The sequence below is a fragment of the Desulfovibrio sp. genome (assembly GCA_016208105.1).
Lineage (GTDB): Bacteria > Desulfobacterota > Desulfovibrionia > Desulfovibrionales > Desulfovibrionaceae > Fundidesulfovibrio.
This window is the reverse complement of the sequence record JACQYS010000016.1, coordinates 38,889-54,064: the sequence shown is the minus strand read 5'-3', so window position 1 is coordinate 54,064 and position 15,176 is coordinate 38,889. Positions and strand designations below refer to the sequence as shown.

Genomic DNA, 15,176 nt, shown 5'->3' with positions numbered 1-15,176 from the left:
GTTTGAATGGACGCCCGGAAGGTTACCCTGCCTTCCGGGCGTTTTGCTTTGTGATGAAGGAGCTAGTCCAGCCGGTCCAGGGCACGTCCAAGCAGATCGTAAGCCTGGTTCAGCTCATCAGTGGTCAGGCAGTAGGGCGGCAGAATGTAGAACACATCCCCCATGGGCCGGGCGTAGAACCCATTTCCCGTGAAAAAGCGTTTAATCTTTCTGCCCACGTCGGCGTCGTACCCCTGGCCAGCTCCCGTGACGTTCACCGCCCCGATGGACCCCAGCCAGCGCGGCATGGCGATCCTCGGGTGGTCCCGCATGGCCGTAAGCCTTTCGGCGTGGACCTTTTCCAGGGTGGCGATGCGCTCCAGGGTGGCTTCCTCTTTGAACAGGGCCAGACCGGCCAGGGCCGCGGCGCAGCCCAGCGGGTTGGCAGTGAAGGAGTGGCCGTGGGCCAGAGCCCGGTCGAAGGTGTCGCCCTGGAAAGCCTGGTAGATGTCCTCGGTGGCCACGGTGGCGGACATGGGCAAAAACCCGCAAGTAAGCCCCTTGGCCAGGCAGATGATGTCCGGGGCCGTGCCGGTAAGCTCGCTGGCGAACATGCGGCCCGTGCGCCCGAACCCGGTCATCACCTCGTCGAAGATCACCAGTCCGCCTGCTGTGCGGGCCAGCTCCGCCACGGCCTTCACGAACCCGGGCCGGACCATGCGCATTCCCGACGCCCCCTGCACCAGGGGCTCCAGAATAACCCCGGCCACGGTGCCGGCATGCACGGCGAAGTAGTTCTTGAGAACCGCCAGGGCCTGGGATTCCTTGTCCTCGATGTCCTCGTCGCCAAGCCAGGTGGCCGGGTAGGGCAGAAAATCCACCTTAAAGGTCAGCGGCTCGAAGCCGCCGAAGAATCCGCTGCCAAGCCCCACGGACATGGCCCCCACCGTATCTCCGTGGTAGCCGCCCTGAAAGGCCGCGAAACGGGTGCGCTCCGGCCTGCCCTGGTTGCGCCAGTACTGATGGGCCATCTTGAGGGCCACTTCCACGGCGGTGGAGCCGTTGTCGGAATAAAAGACCCGCTTCAAGCCTCCGGGTAGAATGGAGCACAGCTCATAGGCCAGGCGCGCTGCCGGTTCGTGGGTGAAATCCGCGAAAAGGACCTGCTCCAGCATCGATGCCTGGCGGGCAATGGCCCGGGCCACGGCCGGATGGGCGTGGCCGTGCGGGTTCACCCACCAGGAGGAGACAAGATCGACGAGTTCGCGCCCGTCATCGGTGAAAATCTTCGACCCCAGGCCCCGTACGGCCTGCATGGGGGGGGGCGCTGTCCTGGCCTGGGTGAACGGATGCCAGACATGGTTCCGGTCCCAGGCTGCGACGTCTGGTTTCGAAGAGCTCTCCGGGAGCCTGAGAAGGGCGGTTGCAATGCGGATGGTCTCGATCGACAGCGGCTGAAGTATGGGCAATTCAATGATTACAGGTACTTTCCCCAGGCGTTCGATGTCCAAGCGGTTGTCCGCATTGGGTTCCCCGATGAGGGCCACTCCCGCAACCTCTATCCCGCGCAGGCGCAGAGCCTCCAGGGTGAGCAGGGTGTGATTCAAGGTGCCCAGCCCGGACCGCGCGGCCACGATGACGGGCAGGCCGAGTCTGACCATGAGTCCGGCCATGTCTTGGCCGGGTGCGATGGGCACCAGCGCGCCCCCGGCCCCTTCCACGATGAGAGGCCTTTTCGTTTCAGGCAGGCGGATGGCAGCGATGTCCAGGGTGACGCCTTGCTTCCGGGCGGCCTGGTCGGGCGAAAGCGGCGCAGTGAGAGAGACGGTGGGCGCGGTGATTCGTGATGCGTCCAGCCCGGCCAGAGCGGCCGCGGTATCGGTGTCCGAGTCCTGGCCGGTTTGGATGGGCTTGAAATAGTGGGCGTTCAACGCCGTGCAGAGAAGGGCGCTGAGCACGGTCTTGCCCACGCCGGTGTCCGTACCGGTAACAAAGTACCCGTTCATGAAAGACGTCTACTCCTTGGGAGGCTTCAAGGCCAGGGCGTAGAGGACGTGGTATTCGGCGCCGGGGCCGGTGGCGTCCAGCGCGGCGAGCACGGCCCTGAACTGCCTGGGATCAAGGGGCGTGTGTCCGGGGCGCGGCACGTATCCGCCAACGGCCTTCAGGTGGCGCGGCAGGTCCAGGGCCCGGGTGAGGTTCAGCTTGATGGTCTGTTCCGTGATGCTCGCGGTGCCGGGGAAAATGCTGGACAGGCTCGCGGCGGAGAAGAAGTCCTGAAGCCCGCACGCCAAGCCCAAATTCCGGTGGGCTTCCCTCCAGGCGGCAAAGGTCTTTTCGCCCGGGACGGCCACGGCGAGCATGCCCCCCGGCAGAACCAGCTCCCACAAACGGTTGAGGGCCGATGCCCCGTCGGCGACCCAGTGCAGGGCCATGTTGGAAGCCACCAGATGAAACCCGGGTGAAAGGGCCGGTGCGGAGGCGTCCATGCAAGCAAAACAGGGCGCGGGAGTAAGTCCGATGGTCTTGGGCCGTGCCCGGTCCAGCATGGCCGGGGAAATGTCCGCACACAGGTAGAAGCGGGGTTTGCCCGATGCCAGAAGATGCGTGGCCAGAGCGCCCGTGCCGCAGCCCATGTCCAGTATGCGGGCATCGTGGGGCAGGCCTTGAGCCAGAATCAGCTCCGCGAGCCGTTTGGCCGTGGCAGCTTGGGGCTTGGCGTGGGCGTCGTAGGCTGTGGCTTTGCCAAAAGCCTCGCGGATGCGGGTGGTGCGCGCGTCGCTCAATGTGCCTCCAGAAATTGCGTGATGAGCCCGGCACATTCAGAGGCGCGCGTTGCGGGAAAGGCGTGGCCGCCGCCAGGAAGCATGATCAGGTCCTTTGGAAAGCTGGACCTGCTGAGAGTTTCAGGGACAATCGCGTCGTCTTGCGTGGCAATGGCCAGCACAGGCACTGGCAGCGCTTCCAGCGTTTTGGCTTCGTCCCAGGTGAGCAGCCAATCTAACCCCTGGGCCAGTCTGTCCGGCCTAGCCTGGGATACATCGGGCGCAAGTTCCAGGGGAAGGCCGCAGGCCTGATGAAACCCGGTCAGCACCTGCTGTACGTTCTTGCCAAGCCCCCGGCGCATGGCCCGGATAGGGCCGGCCGACACATCGAAACGGCCAAAGCCTCCAAGGCTCACGAACGCCTGATACCGCAGTTCAGTCTGTCGCAGAAGCCAAGGTACACCCAGGGAATGCCCCACTGCGACGCAGGGGGTGCCGGTGTGAATTGTTGGGAAAGACGCATCTTCTTGCCCGAAGAATCCGAGATCCAGGGCGGAGCTGGAGTACTGCGAGAGTATGCTGCGAAGCGGGTCCCAGAAGGCCGGGGTGAAGCCCCAGCCATGGACGAAAATGAGGTGCGGGCTCTTCACGGAACCTGCCGCATGATCCGGATGACAGCCTCGGCCAGCCGGTCGACGTCGTCTGCACTGTGCCGGGCTGTGAGCGAAATCCTAAGCCTGCTGCTCCCAGGGGGGACTGTGGGCGGGCGTACGGCCACTGCCAGGATGCCTTCGTCCTGCAATGCGGACATGGCACGGAGGGCGCGCGCTTCCTCTCCAGCCATGACGGGAACGATCTGAGTGTCCGACAGGCCGGTGTCGAGGCCGTGCGCGTGCAGCGCGGTTCTGAAACGGGCTGCGCACCAAAGCAGGTGTTCGCGCTCTGTGTCCATTCCCAAAATGAGGTCCAGGGCGGCGTCCGCCGCGCCAAGGGCGGCTGGCGGCAGGGCCGTGGAAAAGATGAACCCGGGGGCCCGATTCACAAGGTATTCGCGCACGGTGCTGGAGCAGCACACGTAGGCCCCGTAGCTGCCCAGGGCCTTGCTGAACGTTCCCATGATCAGGCCTTGGGCAATGGCGACGCCGCTGGCCAGGCCGAGCCCCCTCTGTCCCAAAACGCCAACGGCGTGAGCCTCGTCCAGGTAGAGGAAGGCGCCGAAGCGGTCGGCCAAACTGGCCAGTACCTGCACGTCTGTCCGGTCGCCATCCATGGAAAAGACGCTTTCGGAGAGAATGAAGCGTGGTGCAGTCGCGTTGGCATGCTTGGTCAGAAGCGATTCCAGATGATTCAGGTCCAGGTGCCTGAACCGTATCTGCCGGACTCCGGCCAACCGGCAGCCTTCGTGCATGCTGGCGTGATTGAGCTTGTCCGCGAAGACCAAGGGCTCTGCTCCCAGGGCCTGGCGGTCGAGCAGGGCGGCCAGCACCGAGGAGTTGGTCTGGAACCCGGACCCCATCACCAGGGCCGTCTCGCTTCCCTTCAGCCGGGCAAGCTTGGCCTCGAGGGCCTCGTGGATGGGGAGCGTGCCGCAGATAAGCCGGGAGGAGGCGGAGCCAGCGCCCCAGGCATGGGCGTATTCGCAGGCCCGGGCGATGCACTCCGGGTGGCGCGACAGTCCCAGGTAGTCGTTGGAGGAGACGTTCAGCACTCCCGGCCGGGACGGATCGAAGGCCCGGGTTTTTCGCAGACGGTGAAGCCCCTCCAGCTCGGACAGCACAGCCCGGTAGCTTTTCTCAATCACCGGCGATCTCCCAGCCAGCCTTGAGGATGGCTTCAATATCCGCCTTGGCGTCCAAGCCCTTGGTGGTGAGGTAATCGCCGATCATGAGTCCGCTGGCCCCGGCTTCCAATGGCAGTATCCCGCTATTTTGGCCGAAGACGATCTGGCGGCCGCCGCAGATGCGGATGTGGGCATCGGGTAGAAGAAAACGAAAGAGGGCGATTATCTTGAGGGCCTCTTCGGACGAGAGCGGGGCGCGGGTTCCCATGGGAGTCCCGGGGATGGGGAGCAGGAAATTCATCGGCACTGAAGGCACCCCGAGCTCACGCAGGGTCAGTGCCAGTTCGGCCCGCTGGTCCCAGCTTTCGCCCAAGCCCATGATGCCCCCTGAACAAACGTACAGCCCCACGGCAACGGCGTCGCTCACGGTCTGGACATCACGTTCGTAGTCGTGGGTGGTGCAAATTTTCGGGAAGAAACTGCGGGCGGTTTCCAGGTTGTGGTGGTAGGCTTTGAGACCGGCATTCTTCAAAACGGCCAGTTGGTCGCGAGTAAGAACGCCGCAGGACGCGTCCGCTTCCATGCCGAGCTTGGCCACGGCCCGCACCGATTCGAGAAGGTTGTTGAAGTCTTTTCCGGAGGGAGAAAGGCCGCTGGTGACGATGCCGAAGCGCCGCGCTCCCATGTGCAGCATGGATTCAGCCGCTTGAGCAACCTGGGCCGGGCTCATGAAGGGATACACCGGAGCGTTCGTTTCGTGATGCGCGGATTGGGCGCAGAAGGCGCAGTTTTCCGAGCAGCGGCCGCTCTTAGCGTTGACTATGGCGCACAGGCTCACGGTCCGGCCGATCCGCTCGATTCGTATGTCACGGGCGGCGGCCAGAAGCTTAACGAACTGGTCAGCCTTGGCACTGGCCACTGCCTGGACGAAACGGTCCAAGGCCGCTCCGGTCAAGTGCTCACCCGCCCGTACGGATCGTCCTGCTTCGGTGAAGGATAGGTTGCCTATGTGCATGATATCAGGTAGATAATAATTAATCGTCCGACGGCAGCCGCTTTTTGGCGGGCAAGACAATCATTCTTACCCGGCGGGCAAGGGCTTGGCAACAGCCCAACTCCCTGAGGACTCCATGCTCTACGTTCATCCAGCGATGATGCTGTGTCTTATCCTCTTGACGCTCTATGTTTTCACTTTGGGATATGCGCGTTTCAAATCCCAGCATCTGGGGAGAAAAACCATATTCCAGTGGAAGCGTCATGTTCTACTCGGGCGATTCGCCATGGTCGGGCTTGCCGCGGGTATGTGCGGGGGCCTGTTCATGACCTGGTTTTTCTGGGGAGCCCCCTTCGCCGCCAAAACCCATGCTGGAATCGCATTGGTCATGCTGGTGTTAATCGTTTCGGGCACGGCCACGGGCCAGTCCCTGAACAAGACCAAGAAGCCGGGGAACCCTCTGGCCCTGGTCCATGGAATCGGCAACACCCTGTTGGCCATTCTGGCACTTGTGCAGGTGTACACCGGTTACCACGTACTGAAGGATTTCATCTGGTGATAACAGCGAGAATCTATCACGACGTCGTGGCCCACAGCCGGGGCAAGCTCACCGGCATGGGTGTGGACTGGGTGAACCAGCCATCGAAATTCAAGAGCTATGGGGGGTTGCGGCTTTTCTCCCTCCCCAGGGACGTCGACTTGCCAGAGGTCTCCTTGTGGAGAGTTCCAAACCCCGGAGAGGCCAAGCCCCTTGGCCTGGATGAACTTTCGGCCATTTTGTTTCACGGGGCCGGGCTTACCAGGTCGAGCCCCCGCAAGGAACGCGAATCCTTTTACAGGGCGTGCCCATCCGCAGGCGCCCTCTATCCATGTGAAGCATATCTGGCCTGGCCAGGCGGGGCGGGTCTTGATGCCGGACTGTACCACTATGATGTTGGCGGGCATGGCCTGACCGAACTGCGCACAGGGTTTCCAACCCCTGCATCGCTTGGACTGCCGCATCGCTCATCCCTTGAGGGCGAGGCGTTTGTGTTCGTTACGGCCATTTTCTATCGTACCGCCTGGAAGTACCGCACCCGGGCCTACCGCTATCTGAATCTGGACGCCGGACACATGGTGGAAGGATTGGCCCTGGGATTTGGTGCCTACGACGTTCCTGTGCGGGTGGAGCTCAACTTCGACGACGCGGCGGTCGCTGGATTTCTTGGCATTGACGCCGCCCTGGAAGGTTGTTTGAGCGTTATCAGGTTCTGTCCTGGCCATGGCCGGTCCGCCAATGGCAATCTTGGACCGCTGCCTGAAGATTCGGCGTTGGTCAGCAGGTGTTCTCCAGCGGACGCCCCCATGAGCGGGGTGCAGGCCGTGCATTCCGCTTGCTCCAGGCTTGTCGGCCAGGACGCGGCCATGCCGCCGGCCCGGCACACCAGGCTGGGGGCGGGACTGAACTGGCAGGGGTGTGCTTCGCCCAGCGGCTTCTACGAACAGACAAAGCTGTTCCCGGCCATGTCCGCCAGACGCTCCAGGAGAAATTTCATTTCGGATTCGCAGTATAGGGGCGCGATGCTCAAGATGCTGGCGAGCCTGTCCGGCCCTTTGTATCCCCCGGGTGGGCATCCCGCTGAAGAGGCCTGCACAGTGGGGGTGTTGTCCCCTGCGGCGCCGCCTATCCCAATGGGTTTTTCCCTGTTTGACCGTCTGAACATGCGCATCGGCCTGCGCCGTGACGGCGACATGCGCGAAGCCATGGCCAAGGTATGCCTGGACCAGCTCTGGATGCGCGATGCGGCCATGCACGTACTGTTTCTTGTCGATTTTTCCGAGCTGGAACCGTGTCTGGGAGACAGGGGGTACCGGGGAGCGCTCCAGGCTGCGGGGCGGCTGGGGCACAGATTGTATTTGGCCGCTGAATCCCTGGGGATCGGGGCTTGCGGCGTGGGTGCTTTCTTCGACGGGGATGCCGCCGAACTCTTGGGCTTGCCCGACGGGGCTGGGCTTGCCTACGTGGTTGCCGTGGGGCCTACCCGCAGCCGTTAATGCGTACGCTCCTTTAGGCTGCGCATCATTTCGCGTATCATGTCCATGTGGTAGGAAATGAAAACGTTATAGTCATGCTGTGTAGGTGGAACGGGCATGTTGTGCTGCTTTGCCAGCGCATATAGCTGCACGCGGGACATGCGTTCACCATGCTCAAGCATCTGCTTTGCGGTAAAGGCGATAAGTATCGCTTTGTCTTCCTGGGCTTGGTTTGGTGCTGAAGCTTGCTGTTCTTCCTCGGCTTTCTTGGCGAGAGTGGCTTCCAGCATTTCAAGTCGAAGTTCCAGCTCTTCGATTCTCCGTGATGTGGAACCTTCTCCCAAAACATCCGACAGTGGCATCTCTCTGGTGGAATGAAACAGCTCGGGATGTCCTGCCGCAAGTTCTAAAGCCTGTGAGATGGCTTCGCGTTGCGACATGCGGTAAACGGCCTGCAAGGACTCAAGCGCTTGAGCTGCTCCCGCGGTAAGAGTTACGCCGATGGGTTTTCCACCCTCTGCGACTTGCCTGGCACGCCATCTGGTGGCTCGCGCTTTCCCGTTCATGCGGACCTCCACTGCAGGGTACAACTTCTAGAGGCATCTAGCAGTAAGTGCTATGAAATAGCAAGTGTCCAAACCACAGAATGTGCGGATTATATTTGCGCGATAAAGAGGAGTGGCAGAGGGTACGTTGCGTCAAACGATAGAGTGCGAGTGCCCCATATACTGTTCGTCCCATTGGGTATGCCAGACAAGAGTCTGTAGCCGTACACGCGTTCCTGTTTTCCATTTACGATTGAAGGCCAGCGTCCATGCCGCGCTTCAGGTAACTACAGGCTTTTGGTGTGGGTTACGGCCTATTCGACCACCTTTGCCAACATTCCGTAAGGTGACAACAGAACTGTTTTCATGGGATAAACCAAGATCGAACCTGAACTTGGAGGCCAGGCATGCCCGCCCGTATCGTTCTTTCTCTCATGCTGATTCTGGCAACAGCCGCCGGGTGCTCCCCCCGGCTGAGCCTGTTCGGGGATCCGGCATCAACGTCGCTTACACAGTCCGTGCTTGAAGGGAGCGGTTCCGCAAAGGTATTGGTGCTGCCCGTGAGCGGCTTCATCGGCCTGGGGCCACGCCAGGGTCTTTTGTCCTCACGCCCGGGAACGGTGCAGGAAGCGACGGCCATCTTGAGAAAAGCCGCCAAGGACAAGAACGTGAAAGCCCTGGTGCTTCTCATCGACAGCCCTGGCGGCACGGTGGCCGGTACGGACATGCTTTTTAAGGAGATCGAGGCGTACAAGGCTTCAACGCATGTGAAGGTTGTGGCTCAGGCAATGACCGTATGCGCTTCAGGCGGCTATTACCTGGCCCTGGCAGCCGACGAGATCCAGGCCACCCCGGCTTCCGTGGTCGGATCCGTTGGGACGCTCTTTGTTTCGCCAAAGCTGGCGGGGCTCATGGGCAAAATCGGGGTTGATGCCGAGGTGACCAAGTCCGGATCGCTCAAAGACATGGGCTCGCCCTTTCGGGCCTCAACCGAAGAGGAGCGCCGCATCACCCAGGAGATGATCGATCAGATGAACGCCATGTTCCTGGAGCTTCTGGCATCTAAACGGAAGCTCTCACGCTCCCAAAAGGACGAGGCCGCCAGGGCGGGTGTGTACGCCGGGGGGAAGGCCAAGGAGCTTGGGCTTGTGGACAGGCTGGGATATCCCAGGGACGCCCTGGCCAGGGCCAAAGCCCTTGCCGGAGTGGCGGAAAACGCCAAGGTGGTGGTCTACCGCAGGTCGAAATACGAAGACGACACCTACTACAATGCGGCAACCGGGCAATGGGGCGGGGAGGGAGCCAAGACGCTCGGGGTCAGCATCGGCCTGGAGAGCCTGGGAATGCCTGTGGACGCCGGATTCTACTACCTCTGGCCCCAAGCGCTGCCGGAACAGTGGCGATGATATCCAAAGGAGAAAGCTATTTTTGGCGTGAGGCTTGCTGATGGCGAACGCGAAAGGGATTCAAACGCCCAAAGTCTGTGAAGCGGGGCAGGGCGCGCGCGAGGGAGGTCCGCAGACCCTCTCCGGGGTTGCGCGCAAGGCCTCCGGGCTTCTGGTGCGATGGAGCGGTGCACTGCTCCAGGCGGCTGGTCTGGGCCCTGTGCTGGACGTGGCCTGCGGCGACGGGAGAAACGGCCTGTATCTAGCAGGTCTCGGGGCGCGCGTTGTGCTCGTGGACAAATCCTCGCTTGCCCTGGAGAGCGTGGCCGAGGCGGGCCACCCGGAGAACGTCCGGTTCATGCGGCTTGACCTGGAAACACCTGAACCGCCTGTTTTCGAGGCCCAGGCCTTCGGCGCGGTGATGGTCTTTCGATATCTGCACCGCCCTCTCATTGGGGGGCTGCGCGATTGCCTGATCCCCGGAGGCATGTTCGTCTACGAGACGTACCTGGAGGGCCAGGAAGCCTACGGCAAACCCCGCAATCCGGACCATCTGCTTGGGCGCGGCGAGCTGGCGGCCTGGTTTGAAGGTTGGGAGGTGCTTGAGCATTACGAGGGTTTCCTGGACGATCCGCCCCGGGTCATGGGCCGAATCGTCTGCCGCAAGCCTTCCCCGGTTGCCAGCGGAGCATGCCCCTGATACCACCGCCACCACATCACCGTGAGGTTATCCCATGCGCCTAGTTCTACTCGTCATAAGTTTTCTCTTGCTCGTTACCGCTGCCGTGTCCCACGCCCAATCCGAACGCGACGGCAAGGATTGGCAAGAGCGCAACGATTCCTGGAAGTACGCCTACATGACAGGTATTCTGGACGGCGTGACCACAGGCGCCGACTTCACCATGCCCACCCTGTCCAAGGGCAGCATCGTGCTCTACAAGGAAGACAAGGCCTGCCTGGAGAAAACCCAGACCACCTTCGACTACAATACAAGCCGGTTCTTCTTCGGGCTTTCGCTCAAGGATTTCGTGGAGGGGCTCGACGCCTTCTACAAGGACCCTGCCAACCGGGCCATCCCGGTGAACAAGGCGGTTCGGGTGTGGGCTTTGCAGCGAAAAAACATCCCGGAGGCAGCCGAAATACTCAGGCAGCTTCGCGAGGAATGGAGCCAGGCGAAGTAGCTGCGCTCACTTTTTTTTCGGCGTCTCCTGGGGAGGAAGGCATTTGGTGGCCAGCAGGTCGCTGTATTCGTCGGCGTAGATGCTTAACATCACCATGGCCAGGGCCAGGATCATGGGGCCGTAGAGGATTCCCAGCGGACCGAAGTACTTGATGCCGCCGATGATGGAGAGGAACACCCAGAAGGTGGACATCTGCGCCTGGCCTTTCATGAGCATGGGCCGTACGAACGAGTCGATGCCGGAGACGATGATAGCGCCCCAACCGGCGATGATAAGAGCGCCCTTCCAGTCCCCGATGATGAGCAGGTACAGCGCGGCCGGACCCCAGATGAGCAGGGTGCCGACAACGGGCACCAGGGACGCGAACCCCATCATGGCTCCCCAGAAAAGGGCCGGGATGCCCACGATGGCAAGGCCAAGGCCGCCCACCACGCCCTGGCAGATGGCCACCAGGAAGCTGCCCACCACCACGGAGCGGGCCACGTCGCGAAGCTTGCGCAGGATGCGGTCTTCCTGGGCGTCGTGCAGCGGGGAAAGATGCTTGAGCTGCACAAGCATGGACTCGCCGTCGAGAAAGAGGAAGAACAGCACGAAGAGCATGATCAAGAAGTCCAGGAGCACCCCGATGAAGTTGCCGAGCAAACGGGTGCCAAGGTCGATGGTGAGCTGTCCGAGATTTTTGGAAAGGTCCAGCAGGCCGCCCCTGATGTCGACCTTGCTCAGGTCGAATTCAAGCCAGGGGAAAGCCTCGTTTAACCAGTTGACGTAGGGAGCGAAGCTCTCGTCCTTGAGCCAGGTTTCCAGGTGGGCGGCCTTGAGCCATGTCTGCAGGGCGTTCAAGGATTTCGCTGCCTGGCCGATAAGCGCCCCGGTGAACAGGAACATGGGCAGGATGATGAGCAGGGTGACCAGTACGGTGGAAACGAGCGCGGCAACCACGTCCTTGCCGTTCAATTTGGTCCTCAGCCGCTGGTGGAACGGGTGGAGCAGGCTGGCCAGGATAATGGCCACGAAGATGTTGTGGACGAAGGGATTCAAAACCTGGAATGCGAAGTAGAGGGATACCGCGAGTATGCCCAAGAGAAAGAAAGAATAGATTTGCTGCTGCTTGTCCATGGCGTTCCCTTCGAGTCGTATGAATGACCATGGCTCCTTTAACAGAGTTGAGAACCGGCGAAAAGAGCCAATTCAAGGACTGAGGCGATCAGGCACCCATGCTTCCAACTCCCAGACAATCCTGGCCGGATGTGGCTCCGGAACTGTTGACCGAGATCGGCCAGCCAGAGCTCACGCAGGACATGGCCAGGCAATGGTCCCTGGTGCTTTTGTCCAGGCGGGTGCCGCACAGGGTGCGCCAGGGCTGGCCGGGACTTCGGCTTCTGGTTCCGGCTTCCCGTCGCGAGGAGGCACTCGGCGAGCTCCAGGCCTACCTTAAGGAGAATCCGCCCGAGCCGGTGGCCATTCCAGACTTCAGGGCCAAGCCCTCCTCCTGGGGGGAGCTGCCCGGAGTGCTGTGGAGCCTCTCCATTGTCACGGTTTTTCTGACCATGACCGGGTCTGAAAACACCCTCGGAATTTTCCTGAAAGACTGGCATACGCGCGGCAGCGGCGACACCGGGCTCATGGCCGCCGGTGAACTGTGGAGAGCCGTTACCGCGTTGACCCTGCACGCCGATATAGCCCACCTGGTCGGGAACGTGTGCCTTGGGGGCACGTTTCTTTTGTTGCTGGCCGGCGAGATTGGTCTGGGCTCGGCCTGGTTCTTGTCTCTGGCCGGGGCCGTCTGGGCCAACCTGGTCAAGATTCCCCTGCAGGCCAGCGGCTACAGATTTCTGGGCTCATCCACCGCGGTCTTCGCCGCGCTCGGTGTTTTGGCCGGGGTCAGGCTCATACGCCTCGGCCGGAATCTGAGCTGGCGCCGGGCCCTGCCATTTGCGGCCGGACTCATGATTCTGGCCTTTCTGGGCGTGGGGTCGGAGGAAGAGGCCCGCAGGATCGATCTTGCCGGGCACTTTATGGGATTCGGGGCCGGGTTCGTTCTGGGGCTTGTCTACGCCGGCCTGGAGCGGATTACGAAAAAAAACGGCCGCCCGCTCTCCCCGTGGCTGGGAACAGCGGCGGCCATGACGGTTATTCTTGCCTGGGCCTGGGCCCTACTTGCATGATCTCTTGTCTTTGGGGGACTCCTGACCGAAGTCCGGGCCGACGCGGGGTATTCAGCCCCCGCCGCCTTCGATTTTCGGGAACAGCTTGTTTATGATGATGGCTCCCCCCACGACTATTGCCAGGAAAAGCAGCGCGTCCAGCATTGGCGTCTCCTCTTTAATTCTAGTTAAAGAGTGTAATTCCAAATTTCACGGTTGGAAAGAGGGATGGAAAACATATTCCGGAACGAATGGTTCGTGATGGTTTAATTCCTTCAATTCTTTACACAAGCCTTAAGCGTGCGTTACAAAGGCAAGCAAGCCGCACTGAAACAGGGGAATGGGAGACACGTATGGAGCCTCGCCGCGTTCTGGCCGAAAAGGAAGACATTCTCTACCAGACGAAAAAGCATTGGGCCGTTTTCATCAAGGCTGCCGTCTATTTCGGACTGGCCGGGGCCGTGCTCGCCTACAAAGATCCAATTTTGGCGGCTGTCCAGTTCACTCCTCCCGAAGATTTCAAGCGGATATTGCCCCCCCTCATCAACGGCACGGTAAAGACAGTCTGTTTCACGGCGGCCGTAATCTTTGGCCTGTTCGGCATGGCCAGGCTTTTGAGCTTTTTCAGCAACAAGGTGCTCGTCACCACCAAACGGGTCATCCAGCACGACGTGCTTTCCGGCTCCCTCTTCTCCATCGACCTGGGGCGCATCGAATCGGTCCGAGCCTGCACCGGGCTTCTCGGGTCGCTTTTGGGCTACGGCCGGGTCCTGTTGGTCACGGGGTCTGGGCAAAGGATCGTCATTTCCAACTTAAGAAAACCCCACGAGTTCGAGCGCGAACTCTTTGGGGCCAAATGATTGCCCGCGACAAGCTTTGGGCGTATGGTCCCCGCCGTCGATAAGGGCGGACCACTCACAAGACCATGCGCTTCACCACACGACCCCGCATTCTGAGGATCGGCATCCTTTTTAAGCTGATTCTGGTTTTCACCTCCATATTGGTGATCATCTATTTCACCACGTCCAACATCTTCGACTACCAGCAGGGGATTGTGAACATCTCCCGCGAGGTGGTGAAGGTGCGCTTCGAGGTGCTCTCCATCTCGCAGGGCATGGTGGACAGCCTGCTCTCCATGGAAGAGAACCAGAAGAAATACGACGTGTTGCGCCAGGACAATTACAAACAATATTTCGTGTCCGCGCTGAAGGAATACAAACGCAACCTGGGTTCGATCCAGTGGTTCAGCTATTCCGGCTCCGAGGTATGGGGCCGTCTGCAACAGGATTTCCAGCAGACCCTGCCGAATCTGGCGGACCCGGACGACATCACCAAAGGCCAGCTCCCCTGGGTGCCTCAAGAGAAGCTCAACGAGTGGCTGAACACCATCTTGAGCTCCAAGCAGGCCAACGAGCGCTTCATCGAATCAAGCATGCGCGAGCTTTACGCCTGGAGCGAACGTTCGGTACGAGCCGGCATGATAGGCTTGGGTATTTCCATGGCCGTGGCCCTGTTCGGCAGCGCGTACCTCACCTATTCCCTGTTCCTGCCCTTGCGTGAACTGCGCCGGGGCATCCGGGCCTTCACCCTGGACGGAAAGCTCAAATCCGTGCGGGTGATCTCCCGGGACGAACTGGGCGAGCTGGCCCAGGCCTTCAACGAGATGACCGCCCGCCTGACCGAGGAAGAGAAGATGCGCACGGACTTCATCGACATGTTAAGTCACGAGATCCGCACGCCGCTCACCTCCATACGCGAGTCCGTGAACCTCATGCGCGAGCAGGTTCTGGGAGACATCAACGACCGTCAGAAGCGTTTTTTGGACATCGCCTCCTCGGAACTGGAGCGCATCTCGAAGTTGCTCGGGCGTCTGATGCAGGTCTCCAGCATGTCATCTCGCTTCATCACCCTGAGCTTCAAACCCGTTGACCCCGTTCATCTGCTTCATGAAACAGTGGACAAGGCCATGCCTTCGGCCGAAGCCAAGAAAATTACCATAAACGCCCATTGCGTCCCGGATGTTCCGTCAGCCATGGCCGACACCGAGCACCTGCGCCAAGCTCTTTTGAACCTCATAGGCAATGCCGTGAAGTTTTCGCCCCCGGGGTCGGTGGTGGAAACCTCGCTGCAACTCGCTGACGGCGGAAATCAGCTCCTTTTTTCCGTGGTGGATTCGGGGCCTGGCATCCCGGAAGGTGAGCAGCCTTTGGTATTCAACAAGTACTACCGGGGAGAGCAGCTCAAAAAAACCGCCGACGGCATTGGCCTTGGGCTTTCCATCGCCAAGAACATCGTTGAGGCCCACGGCGGCAAGATATGGCTCTCAAGCAGGCCTGGACGGGGCAGCACGTTTTTCTTCACCATACCCATCGCCCGGGAGACACAGTAAC

General features: G+C 61.0%; 15 protein-coding genes. 8 read left to right on the top strand and 7 right to left on the bottom strand.

Annotated features, from left to right (window positions below):
• Positions 1-62: 62 nt before the first annotated feature.
• The 5 genes from bioA to bioB are packed head-to-tail and all read right to left on the bottom strand — an operon-like array spanning position 63 to position 5,539.
• On the bottom strand, positions 63-1,985 hold the full coding sequence (bioA, locus tag HY795_08530; GenBank protein ID MBI4805268.1) for an adenosylmethionine--8-amino-7-oxononanoate transaminase: 1,923 nt from the start codon (positions 1,983-1,985) through the stop codon (positions 63-65).
• Positions 1,986-1,994: 9 nt separating this feature from the next.
• The gene (locus tag HY795_08525; GenBank protein ID MBI4805267.1) at positions 1,995-2,765 is read right to left on the bottom strand and encodes a methyltransferase domain-containing protein; all 771 of its coding nucleotides are present in this window, start codon (positions 2,763-2,765) and stop codon (positions 1,995-1,997) included.
• A complete protein-coding gene (locus HY795_08520) occupies positions 2,762-3,394 on the bottom strand; it encodes an alpha/beta fold hydrolase (protein ID MBI4805266.1) in 633 nt (210 codons plus the stop codon). The genes HY795_08525 and HY795_08520 overlap by 4 nt, the downstream gene beginning before the upstream one ends.
• Complete coding sequence (locus tag HY795_08515) at positions 3,391-4,563, bottom strand: 8-amino-7-oxononanoate synthase (GenBank protein ID MBI4805265.1); 1,173 nt, start codon at positions 4,561-4,563, stop codon at positions 3,391-3,393. The genes HY795_08520 and HY795_08515 overlap by 4 nt, the downstream gene beginning before the upstream one ends.
• On the bottom strand, positions 4,538-5,539 hold the full coding sequence (gene bioB / locus HY795_08510; GenBank protein MBI4805264.1) for a biotin synthase BioB: 1,002 nt from the start codon (positions 5,537-5,539) through the stop codon (positions 4,538-4,540). Before bioB ends, HY795_08515 begins: the two co-directional genes overlap by 26 nt.
• A gap of 115 nt (positions 5,540-5,654) precedes the next feature.
• On the opposite strand from bioB, the gene HY795_08505 reads away from it, so the two are divergent.
• The gene (locus HY795_08505; protein ID MBI4805263.1) at positions 5,655-6,077 is read left to right on the top strand and encodes a DUF4079 domain-containing protein; all 423 of its coding nucleotides are present in this window, start codon (positions 5,655-5,657) and stop codon (positions 6,075-6,077) included.
• Positions 6,074-7,552 (top strand): SagB family peptide dehydrogenase, encoded by a 1,479-nt coding sequence (locus tag HY795_08500; protein MBI4805262.1) that lies wholly within the window; start codon positions 6,074-6,076, stop codon positions 7,550-7,552. Before HY795_08505 ends, HY795_08500 begins: the two co-directional genes overlap by 4 nt.
• On the opposite strand, the gene HY795_08495 is transcribed toward HY795_08500, so the two are convergent.
• Complete coding sequence (locus tag HY795_08495; GenBank protein MBI4805261.1) at positions 7,549-8,097, bottom strand: hypothetical protein; 549 nt, start codon at positions 8,095-8,097, stop codon at positions 7,549-7,551. The genes HY795_08500 and HY795_08495 overlap by 4 nt on opposite strands.
• A 386-nt stretch (positions 8,098-8,483) precedes the next feature.
• Here HY795_08495 and sppA point away from each other — a divergent pair, with 386 nt between their 5' ends.
• The 3 genes from sppA to HY795_08480 are packed head-to-tail and all read left to right on the top strand — an operon-like array spanning position 8,484 to position 10,642.
• A complete protein-coding gene (gene sppA, locus HY795_08490) occupies positions 8,484-9,482 on the top strand; it encodes a signal peptide peptidase SppA (protein MBI4805260.1) in 999 nt (332 codons plus the stop codon).
• Between the two features lie 40 nt (positions 9,483-9,522).
• Positions 9,523-10,161, top strand: coding sequence for a class I SAM-dependent methyltransferase (locus HY795_08485; GenBank protein ID MBI4805259.1), 639 nt, complete (start codon positions 9,523-9,525; stop codon positions 10,159-10,161).
• 34 nt (positions 10,162-10,195) lie between these two features.
• The gene (locus HY795_08480; GenBank protein MBI4805258.1) at positions 10,196-10,642 is read left to right on the top strand and encodes a hypothetical protein; all 447 of its coding nucleotides are present in this window, start codon (positions 10,196-10,198) and stop codon (positions 10,640-10,642) included.
• Positions 10,643-10,648: 6 nt separating this feature from the next.
• Here HY795_08480 and HY795_08475 read toward each other — a convergent pair whose 3' ends face one another.
• The gene (locus tag HY795_08475; protein ID MBI4805257.1) at positions 10,649-11,758 is read right to left on the bottom strand and encodes an AI-2E family transporter; all 1,110 of its coding nucleotides are present in this window, start codon (positions 11,756-11,758) and stop codon (positions 10,649-10,651) included.
• Positions 11,759-11,856: 98 nt separating this feature from the next.
• Between HY795_08475 and HY795_08470 the strand changes: the two genes are divergently transcribed.
• The 3 genes from HY795_08470 to HY795_08460 all read left to right on the top strand — a co-directional run bounded on the left by HY795_08470 (position 11,857) and on the right by HY795_08460 (position 15,175).
• Entirely contained in the window at positions 11,857-12,807 is a 951-nt protein-coding gene (locus HY795_08470) for a rhomboid family intramembrane serine protease (protein ID MBI4805256.1), read from the top strand.
• Between the two features lie 332 nt (positions 12,808-13,139).
• Positions 13,140-13,646, top strand: a complete 507-nt coding sequence (locus HY795_08465) for a PH domain-containing protein (protein ID MBI4805255.1) — start codon at positions 13,140-13,142, stop codon at positions 13,644-13,646.
• A 65-nt stretch (positions 13,647-13,711) separates the two neighbouring features.
• Entirely contained in the window at positions 13,712-15,175 is a 1,464-nt protein-coding gene (locus tag HY795_08460) for a HAMP domain-containing histidine kinase (GenBank protein MBI4805254.1), read from the top strand.
• The last annotated feature ends 1 nt before the right edge of the window (position 15,176 follow it).

Bases quoted from the DNA above. Each gene is read 5' to 3' on its own strand.
- bioA (MBI4805268.1), bottom strand. From the start codon at position 1,985: ATGAACGGGTACTTTGTTACCGGTACGGACACCGGCGTGGGCAAGACC.
- bioB (MBI4805264.1), bottom strand. From the start codon at position 5,539: ATGCACATAGGCAACCTATCCTTCACCGAAGCAGGACGATCCGTACGG.
- HY795_08505 (MBI4805263.1), top strand. From the start codon at position 5,655: ATGCTCTACGTTCATCCAGCGATGATGCTGTGTCTTATCCTCTTGACG.
- HY795_08495 (MBI4805261.1), bottom strand. From the start codon at position 8,097: ATGAACGGGAAAGCGCGAGCCACCAGATGGCGTGCCAGGCAAGTCGCA.
- sppA (MBI4805260.1), top strand. From the start codon at position 8,484: ATGCCCGCCCGTATCGTTCTTTCTCTCATGCTGATTCTGGCAACAGCC.
- HY795_08485 (MBI4805259.1), top strand. From the start codon at position 9,523: ATGGCGAACGCGAAAGGGATTCAAACGCCCAAAGTCTGTGAAGCGGGG.
- HY795_08480 (MBI4805258.1), top strand. From the start codon at position 10,196: ATGCGCCTAGTTCTACTCGTCATAAGTTTTCTCTTGCTCGTTACCGCT.
- HY795_08475 (MBI4805257.1), bottom strand. From the start codon at position 11,758: ATGGACAAGCAGCAGCAAATCTATTCTTTCTTTCTCTTGGGCATACTC.
- HY795_08470 (MBI4805256.1), top strand. From the start codon at position 11,857: ATGCTTCCAACTCCCAGACAATCCTGGCCGGATGTGGCTCCGGAACTG.
- HY795_08465 (MBI4805255.1), top strand. From the start codon at position 13,140: ATGGAGCCTCGCCGCGTTCTGGCCGAAAAGGAAGACATTCTCTACCAG.
- HY795_08460 (MBI4805254.1), top strand. From the start codon at position 13,712: ATGCGCTTCACCACACGACCCCGCATTCTGAGGATCGGCATCCTTTTT.